The organism is Kitasatospora sp. NPDC058406 (genome assembly GCF_042722765.1).
GTDB lineage: Bacteria > Actinomycetota > Actinomycetes > Streptomycetales > Streptomycetaceae > Kitasatospora.
Genome location: NZ_JBHXKE010000014.1, coordinates 38,629 through 46,738, shown reverse-complemented (window position 1 = coordinate 46,738; position 8,110 = coordinate 38,629). Strand labels below are relative to the sequence as shown.

At 72.2% G+C, this 8,110-nt stretch carries 8 protein-coding genes and 1 pseudogene; 4 read left to right on the top strand and 5 right to left on the bottom strand.

The window, feature by feature from the left end; all coding sequences use genetic code 11:
- Positions 1-148 precede the first annotated feature (148 nt).
- Entirely contained in the window at positions 149-1,030 is an 882-nt protein-coding gene (locus ACFWOG_RS05155; protein WP_329880118.1) for an IclR family transcriptional regulator, read from the bottom strand.
- Positions 1,031-1,351: 321 nt separating this feature from the next.
- Here ACFWOG_RS05155 and ACFWOG_RS05150 point away from each other — a divergent pair, with 321 nt between their 5' ends.
- The 4 genes and pseudogenes from ACFWOG_RS05150 to ACFWOG_RS05135 all read left to right on the top strand — a co-directional run.
- A complete protein-coding gene (locus tag ACFWOG_RS05150; protein ID WP_329880117.1) occupies positions 1,352-2,662 on the top strand; it encodes an extracellular solute-binding protein in 1,311 nt (436 codons plus the stop codon).
- Positions 2,663-2,695: 33 nt separating this feature from the next.
- Positions 2,696-3,673: a sugar ABC transporter permease gene (locus tag ACFWOG_RS05145; RefSeq protein ID WP_329950978.1), complete on the top strand. Its 978-nt coding sequence runs from the start codon at positions 2,696-2,698 to the stop codon at positions 3,671-3,673.
- Positions 3,670-4,518, top strand: a complete 849-nt coding sequence (locus ACFWOG_RS05140; protein ID WP_329880114.1) for a carbohydrate ABC transporter permease — start codon at positions 3,670-3,672, stop codon at positions 4,516-4,518. Before ACFWOG_RS05145 ends, ACFWOG_RS05140 begins: the two co-directional genes overlap by 4 nt.
- A 55-nt stretch (positions 4,519-4,573) precedes the next feature.
- Positions 4,574-4,789, top strand: a pseudogene (locus tag ACFWOG_RS05135) (nucleotidyltransferase domain-containing protein); the annotation flags it as partial.
- Between the two features lie 101 nt (positions 4,790-4,890).
- Here the strand turns inward: ACFWOG_RS05135 and ACFWOG_RS05130 are convergent.
- From ACFWOG_RS05130 to ACFWOG_RS05115, 4 genes are all read right to left on the bottom strand, one after another.
- The gene (locus ACFWOG_RS05130; protein ID WP_380354959.1) at positions 4,891-5,727 is read right to left on the bottom strand and encodes a VOC family protein; all 837 of its coding nucleotides are present in this window, start codon (positions 5,725-5,727) and stop codon (positions 4,891-4,893) included.
- 147 nt (positions 5,728-5,874) lie between these two features.
- Entirely contained in the window at positions 5,875-6,516 is a 642-nt protein-coding gene (locus tag ACFWOG_RS05125; protein WP_380354957.1) for an alpha-ketoglutarate-dependent dioxygenase AlkB, read from the bottom strand.
- 146 nt (positions 6,517-6,662) lie between these two features.
- Positions 6,663-7,115 carry an iron chaperone gene (locus ACFWOG_RS05120; protein ID WP_380354954.1) on the bottom strand — a complete coding sequence of 151 codons (453 nt, stop codon included), beginning with the start codon at positions 7,113-7,115 and terminating at the stop codon, positions 6,663-6,665.
- A gap of 133 nt (positions 7,116-7,248) precedes the next feature.
- A complete protein-coding gene (locus ACFWOG_RS05115) occupies positions 7,249-8,067 on the bottom strand; it encodes a beta-propeller fold lactonase family protein (RefSeq protein WP_380354951.1) in 819 nt (272 codons plus the stop codon).
- Positions 8,068-8,110: the final 43 nt, after the last annotated feature.

The window sequence follows — 8,110 nt, the reverse complement described above, 5'->3', positions numbered from 1 at the left end:
CAGTGGTGCTACCAGAGCACGTCCTACTTTCAGTAGGGAGAGTCCGTGCAACCCGGGCCTGGCGCTCCGAGTCGGACGGGGTCCGGTACCTGAGAAGGTGCCGGGCCCCGTTCGCGTTCACCGGGGTCGCCCGGGCGGGCCGCGCCGGTCAGGTCACCGCGCGGTCGGAGCCGAGTTCGCGGGAGATGCGCAGGCCGACCTGGGCGACGACCGGGCCGAGGGCGCGGACCCGGGCGGCGGTCATCCGTGAGGTGAGGCCGGAGACCGAGAGGGCGGCGGTCACCTCGCCGGTGTGGTCGAAGATCGGGGCGGCGACGCAGCGGACCTCGGGCTCGTTCTCGCGGTCGTCGATCGAGTAGCCGCGGGCGCGGATCCGGGCGAGGTCGGCGCGCAGGTGGGTCTCGTCGGAGATGGTCCAGGCGGTGACGGGGCGCAGTCCGGCGGCGACGACCTCGGTGACCGCCTCCTCGGGCAGCCACGCCAGGATCGCCTTTCCGGTGGCGGTGCAGTAGGCGGGGGCCCGACTGCCGACCCGGGAGGCCATCCGGACGTTGGTCTCGTCCTCGACCTTGTCGAGGTAGACGATGCCGGGCGCCTGCCAGACGGTCAGGTGGACGGTCTCGCCGGCCTCCCGCTGGAGGCGGCGCAGGTGTTCGGCGGCGACGCTGCGCAGGTCGAGGGTGGAGAGGTAGGCCTGGCCGAGTCGGAGCGAGCCGTGGCCGAGCCGGAACCAGCCGGTCTCCCGGTCGCGGTCGAGGAGGTGCTCGTCCAGCAGCGGGCCGGTCAGCCGCAGGACCGTCGACTTGTTGAGGTCGAGAGCCTCGGCGAGCTGGGCGAGCGGGACGCCGCGGCCGTCGCCGTGGTCGCGGACGTAGCCGAGGACGGACAGCGCGCGACGCAGGGAGGAGGACTGGTTTCGCTCGCCCGTGGTCTTCTTCGGCTTCTCCGCGCCGGTGGCCGTGCCGCCCGCGGTCGCGCCGGCTGCCGGGCCCGCGCTCGTGCCGGCCGCGCTGACCGCCTTCTCCGTCATCGGTCCGTTCCCCTCTCGTTCCGCCACCGGACTGCGGCGGTTGTCGAACCGTACCCTCCCGCACCTCGCTTACCGCTTTTTCGATACACCGTTGTGCATTGCAAAACTTCCCGAACGGCCTCTTGTTGGCCGTGAGCGCCCGCGCCTAACGTCCCTGGCATCGAGCAGGCGACGTAGCCCACCCGAGCGGTCGCTCTGCCGTACCCCCACATCAATGCGTTCACGCACCCACCATCGGCCCCGGTCAGGGCCTGCTTCGACGCGCCCGTCCCCAGCGGCGCACGTCTCGGCGGCAACTGTCGGGAGGGGAGGTCTCCACCCATGCGAATCGTCAGACGGGCCGCCGCGGCCACCGTCCTCGCCGCCACGTGTCTCGCCGCCGCCGCCTGTTCGCCCGGTACCGCGTTGCCGGCCGGTGACAAGGCGGCCGACGACAAGACCGGCACCCTGCAGGTCTGGCTGTACAACGAGGCCGGCAACGCCGCGAAGGAAGCGGTCGTCAGCAAGGCCGTCGCCGAGTTCCAGGCCTCCCACCAGGGCGTCACCGTCAGTGTCAGCTACATCGACACCGACGCCTCGGCCCGCGCCGCCAAGATGAAGGGCGCGTTCAACGACCCGAACAGCGCCCCGGACCTGGTCGAGTTCGGCAACACCGACCTCCCCGGGTACGTCGCGGCCGGCGGCCTCGCCGAGATCGGCGCCGACCTCGACAAGTGGAAGGACAAGGGCGACCTCGACCCGGCGATCGCCAAGACCGCGGTGCTCGACGGCAAGACCTACGGCCTGCCCTGGTGGGTCGCCGTGCGGGCGCTCTACTTCCGCACCGACCTGTTCACCGAGGCCGGCCTCGCGGCCCCGACGTCCTACGCCGAGCTGGTCGCGGCCACCCAGAAGATCCACGCCGCGCACCCGGACACCTTCGGCATCGCGGTCGGCGGCAAGTACACCTTCGGCGCGCTCCCCTTCGTCTGGGACGCGGGCGGCGACATCGCCGCCAAGGAGGGCACCACCTACAAGCCGACGATCAACTCGTCCGCCTCGCAGGCCGGCATCAAGCGCTACACCGACCTCTTCGGCGAGAGCGGCTGCCCGGTCCAGCAGTGCGCCGACCTCACCGGCGGCAAGACCGTCGACCTCTTCGCGGCCGGCAAGTCCGCGATGGCGATCCTGCCCAACTCCAGCCGCAGCAAGGTCGACGCGGGCCCGGTCAACGGCAAGTACGGGGTCGTCCCGCTGCCCGGCGAGAAGCCCGGTTCGATCGCCCCGGCGTTCGCCGGCGGCAACAACCTCGGCGTGATGAAGGCGGCCAAGCACCGCACCCTGGCCGTCGAGTTCGCCGAACTGCTGGCGAGCCCCGCGTACCAGGAGCAGATGTACGACGCGATGGGCAACCTGCCGACGCTGAAGCCGGTCAACGCCAAGGTCGCCGCCAAGGACGCCTTCCTGAAGCCGTTCACCGATACCATCGCGGCCGGTACCAAGTTCGTGCCGCTGGACCAGGGATGGGCGCAGATCGACGCGCAGGCCGTCATCCCGACGATGCTCCAGCAGATCGTCACCGGCAAGGCGGACGTGGCGAAGGCCTCGGGCGACGCCGCCACGCAGATCACGTCGGCCTTCGCGGCCCGCTGATCGCCGGCCCCCGCAAGAGAGCAGGTCCCGTACGTGTCCGCACCCACCACGACCGCCCCGGCGGCGCCGCCCTCCCCGAGCGGGCGGCGCCGGGGCACCGGCCCGGCCGCGCCCCCGCGCGGCCGGCGCCGCCCCCCGCTGCTGCTCCTGCTGCCGGCCGCGATCATCATGATCCCCCTGGTGGCGTACCCGATCTACCAGCTCGGTCTGCTGTCGGTGCTGGACTTCGGTCAGGCCCAGGCCTCCGGCGGTGTGCCGACCAGCTTCGTCGGGCTCGGCAACTACCAGAAGATCCTCGGTGACGGGCAGTTCTGGTCGGTGCTGACGCAGACGATCGGCTTCGCCGCGTTCTGTGTGGTCGCCACCCTGGCGGTCGGCGCCACCCTCGCGGTGCTGCTCACCAGGGTGGGCCGGATCTCCCGACTGGTGCTGACCACCGCCGCCATGGCGGCCTGGGCGGCGCCGGCGATGACCGGTTCGACGGTGTGGAGCTTCCTCTTCGACACCAACCTCGGTCTGGTCAACAAGACCCTGGTCAGCATCGGTCTGAACGGCTTCCACGAGTTCAACTGGTTCTACGACAAGTGGACCGCGTTCCTGATCGTGGGCGCCGTGGTGGTCTGGCACTCCTTCCCGTTCGTCATGGTGACGCTCTACGCGGGCATCAAGGCGATCCCGACCGAGATCCTGGAGGCCGCGGCGCTGGACGGCGCCGGCACCTGGGCCACCTTCCGCCGGATCACCGCCCCGATGCTCCGGCCGATCCTGACCATCGTGGTGATCCAGTCGGTCATCTGGGACTTCAAGGTCTTCACCCAGATCTACGTCATGACCGAGGGCGGCGGAATCGCCGGCCAGAACCTCGTCCTCAACGTGTACGCCTACCAGAAGGCGTTCGCGTCCTCCCAGTACGGACTCGGCGCGGCCATCGGCGTGATCATGCTGCTGATCCTGGTGATCCCGACGGTCCTCTACATCCGCTCGCTGCGACGGACGGGGAATGAACTGTGAACACCCGTGGCCGCAGGCGGCTCGCCGCCAACTCCCTCGCGATCCTGGTGGCCGTGGTCACCGCCTTCCCGATCTTCTGGATGGTGCTCTCGGCGTTCAAGCCGAAGGGCGAGGTGCAGTCGCTCGACCCCCGACCGTGGACCGCGCACCCGACGCTGGAGAGCTTCCGCCAGGTGCTCAGCGTCGACGGGTTCGGCCGGTACTTCGTCAACAGCCTGATCATCGCGCTGTCGGTGGTGGTGCTGTCGGCCCTGGTGGTCTTCCTCGCGGCGGTCGCCGTGACGAGGTTCCGGTTCAGGTTCCGCACCACCATCATGGTGATGTTCCTGATCGCCCAGATGATCCCGGTCGAGGCGCTCACCATCCCGCTGTTCTTCATGTTCCGCGACGCGGGGCGGCTGGCGCCGGGCGTCGGACTCAACACCCTGGCCTCGCTGATCCTGGTGCAGCTGGCGTTCTCGCTGCCCTTCGGGATCTGGATGATGCGCGGCTTCGTCGCCGCGGTGCCGGTCTCCATCGAGGAGGCCGCGCAGATCGACGGTGCGAGCCGGAGCCGGATCCTCTGGCGGATCCTGCTGCCGCTGGTGGCCCCGGGCCTGGCCGCGACCAGCGTGTTCTCCTTCATCGCGGCGTGGAACGACTTCGTCTTCGCCAAGACCTTCATCATCAGCGCGACCGAGAACCAGACCCTCCCCTCCGCGCTGCTGGTCTTCTTCAAACCGGACGAGAACGACTGGGGCGGCATCATGGCGGCCTCGACGCTGATGACCGTGCCGGTCCTGATCTTCTTCATCGCGGTGCAGCGCAAGCTGGTCTCCGGGCTGGCCGGCGCTGTGAAGGACTAGCCCGCGAGGGCCGGTGCCGCGGGGGAGAGGCTGCGGCGGGTGTAGCGTCCCGATCATGGAGGTGGGGTCCATGAACAGGGAACGCGCCGACGGGCAACTCGCCCAGATCGCCGAGACGGTGGGCCTCGCCCGCCGTCTCGGCACTCGTGTCCGGCTGCGCGGCGGCTGGGCGATGGACTTCTTCCTCGGCGAGCTCACCCGCGACCACGAGGACATCGACTGGTTCGTTCCGGCCGCCGACGCCCCCGCGCTCGCCGCCGGCCTGCACGAACTCGGCTACCGCCGGCTCGACGGCCCGCCGCCGGGCCAGCAGTTCCCCGTTCCCCTGAGTCGCTCCGGGGATGCTGCGGCGGCACCGGGCGTTCCGCCCTCCTACGCGGCCAGGGTCCCCTCTGCGGACGGGAGGCCGATCAGCGTGAACTCCGCCCCGCCGTCGTCCCGGACCGCCGCCCGCCGTCCGAACGGTGTCGGGTGCGGTCCCGCCAGCACCTCCCCGCCCAGCTCGCGCACCCGCTCGGCCGCGCGGTCGGTGTCGTCCGTGCCGAAGTGGACGCTCCAGACGGGCGGCGGACCGGCCGCCCCCAGGCCCGTCCCGCCGCTCCCGCTCCCGCTTGCGCGGCCCGTCGGGCCCGTCCGGCCCGTCCGGTCGGCGTCGGCCCCGTGGCCGCCGCCGATGCCGCCGGCCACGGCTCCGCCGACCCGGAACACCGTGCCGCCGTCCGCGCCCGACCCGTACTCGTACCCGAAGACCCGCCGGTAGAAGGTCCGGGCCGTGGCCGGGTCGGGGGAGAGCTGCTCGCTCCAGCTGAACGCGGACGGTTCGTCGACCAGACCCGCCCCCTGCCAGAGCAGCCCCTGCCGGAGCCCGAACACCGCGCCGGTCGGGTCGGCGACGACGGCCGCCCACCCCTGCTCGGGTCTCTCGAACGGCTCTCGGACGACGCGCCCGCCGGCCGTCCGGACCTCCTCGGCCGCCCGTCCGACGTCCGTCACCGCGAGGTACGTGGTCCACGAGCGTTCCTCGCCCGCCGGCCGCCGGACCAGCCCCGCGACCTGTGCCCCGCGCAGCGTCGCCACCGTGTACCCGGGCAGCCCGACGTACTCCCACCCGAACAGCGCGCCGTAGAACCGCCGGGCCCGCGGGAGGTCCGGGGTCCCCAGCTCGACCCAGCAGGGGACGCCGTCGCGGTACCTGCCCGCCTTCGGCATGCCGCCCTCCTCGCCGCCGGAACCACCCGGGCCCCTGGGGCCAGCCTCTGCTTCCGCCCGGCGCCCGGCAACCGGTCCGCGCCCCCTCGGGCCGATCCGCGCTCGTCGCAGCGCCCCCGCGCGTCCGTCAGGTCGCCCCCGGGCCCGTCAGAGCACCCCGCGCGGCCGGAACTGGATGCTGATCCGCGGCCCCACCGGCCGCGCCGTCTTCGGTACCGCGTGCTCCCAGGTCCGCTGGCAGGAACCGCCCATCACCAGCAGGTCCCCGTGCCCGACCGGGTGCCGCACCACCGGCCCGCCACCGCCCCGGGGCCGCAGCAGCAGCGCCCGCGGTTCGCCGATCGAGAGGATCGCGACCATGGTGTCCACGTGCGCGCCCCGCCCGATCCGGTCGCCGTGCCAGGCCACGCTGTCCCGCCCGTCCCGGTAGTAGCAGAGCCCGAGCGTGCTGAACGGCTCGCCGAGCTCGTCCGCGTAGTGCGCGCCGAGCGCCGCCCGCGCCTCCCCGAGCACGGGGTGCGGCGGTGCGTCCTCCTCCCCGTAGGAGGCGAGCAGCCGGGGCACGTCGACGGTCCGCTCGTACATCTCGCGCCGCTCGGCCCGCCACGGCACCTTCGCGGCCAGGTGTTCGAACAGCTGGTCCGCCCCGCGGAGCCACCCCGGCAGCAGGTCCAGCCACGCCCCCGCGCCCAGCACCGTCCGCCGAACGCCCGACAGCGGCCCGAGGGCGGTCCCGGCCCGGCCGGGATCGTCGAACAGGGAGGGCTGGAGGTGGAGCGTGCTGCGCATGAGCCCAGCGTACGCCGTAATCGAACATGCGAGCGAAAAGACTGCGAGCGGCGCGCGCCCCGGAGCCGGCCCCGGCCGGGCGCCGTCGGGCCGGGCCGGGCGGTGCCGTCGGGTCGGGGCCGGGCCGGGTGCTCGCCGAGGGGGGCTCAGCTCACCGATCGCTTGACGAGGTCGGCGATCCGCGCCTCCACCTCGGGCGTCACCTCGGTCAGGGCGAAGGCCGCCGGCCACATGGGGCCCTCGTCGAGCTGCGCCAGGTCGCTGAACCCGAGCGTCGCGTAGCGCGCCTTGAACTTCTCGGCGCTCTGGAAGAAACAGACCACCTTGCCGTCCAGCGCGTAGGCGGGCATCCCGTACCAGAGCTTCGGTGCGAGGGTCGGGGCGTTGGCGGCGACGACGGCGTGGACGCGTTCGGCCATGATCCGGTCCGAGTCCCGCATCTCGGCGATCTTCGCGAGCACGTCCCGCTCGGCCTCCGCCGCCTTGTCGGCGCGGGAGCCGCGGCGCGCGGCCGTCTTCATCTCCTTGGCGTGGTCCTTCATCGCGGCCCGCTCCTCGGCCGTGAATCCCTCGTACGCGCCGCTGTCGGTGCTGCCCATGGCCGGGCTCCCCCTTGAAGAGTGGAACGGATCTTCGAACCGGCTCTCCGGTACGGGATCTTGAGAGGGGACCATATCCTGACGTACCGACAGTGCCGCTGCGCCGCCGCGCCGGTGGTCCGGCCGGCGAGTCTCAGACCGCGATCACCGACAGTGTCCGGTCGAAGTAGTTGGTGACGTAGAGCCTCGACCCGTCCGGACTGGTCGCAGCGCCGCGCGGGCCGCCCGGGACGGGGATCGTGCCGGTGACCGTGTGGGTGGTGGTGTCGACCACCGAGACGGTGTCGAACGGGAAGTGGGCCACGAAGAGCCGCCCGCCGTCCGGACTGACCGCCAGCCCGTACGGTCCCCGCCGGACCGGGACGGTCGCCACGACGTCGGCGGGCACCGTCTCCTCCAGCGTCGGGATGCCGGTGGCGTCGATCACGGTGACCGAGTCCCGGAAGTAGTTGCTGGCGTAGAGGAGGCGGCCGTCCGGGCTCACGGCCAGGGCGACCGGGAAGTCCACACCGGTGAGGATCCCGCGGGTCTTGGTGAGGGTGTCGGAGACCAGGACCTGGTCGTCGATGGCGTTGGCGATCAGCAGTCGCGATCCGTCGGCGGTGATCGCCAGGCCGTACGGGCGGGTGCCGAAGCCGGTGGAGACGGCCTGGTCGCCGGTGGCGGCCTCGAACACGTGGATGAAGGTCGAGCTGTTCTCGGCGACGAACACGCGCGCGCCGTCGGCCGCGACGGCCACGCCGTAGGGGCCGACGGCGGCGGGGAAGGTCGTGGCCACGGTGTTCGCCGGAGTGTCGACGGCGGTCACCGTCCCGTCCAGGAAGCTGGTGACGTAGACGCGGCGACCGTCCCGGCTCGCCGCCACACTGTGCGGGGTCTGGCCCACGGGGATCGTCTCGATGGCCTGGTGATCGCCGTGAGCCCCGGTTGTGGGGGTGGTGAAGACTGACATGCGCTGCTACTCCTCCTCCGTCGTCGGGCCGGACGTCGGGCCC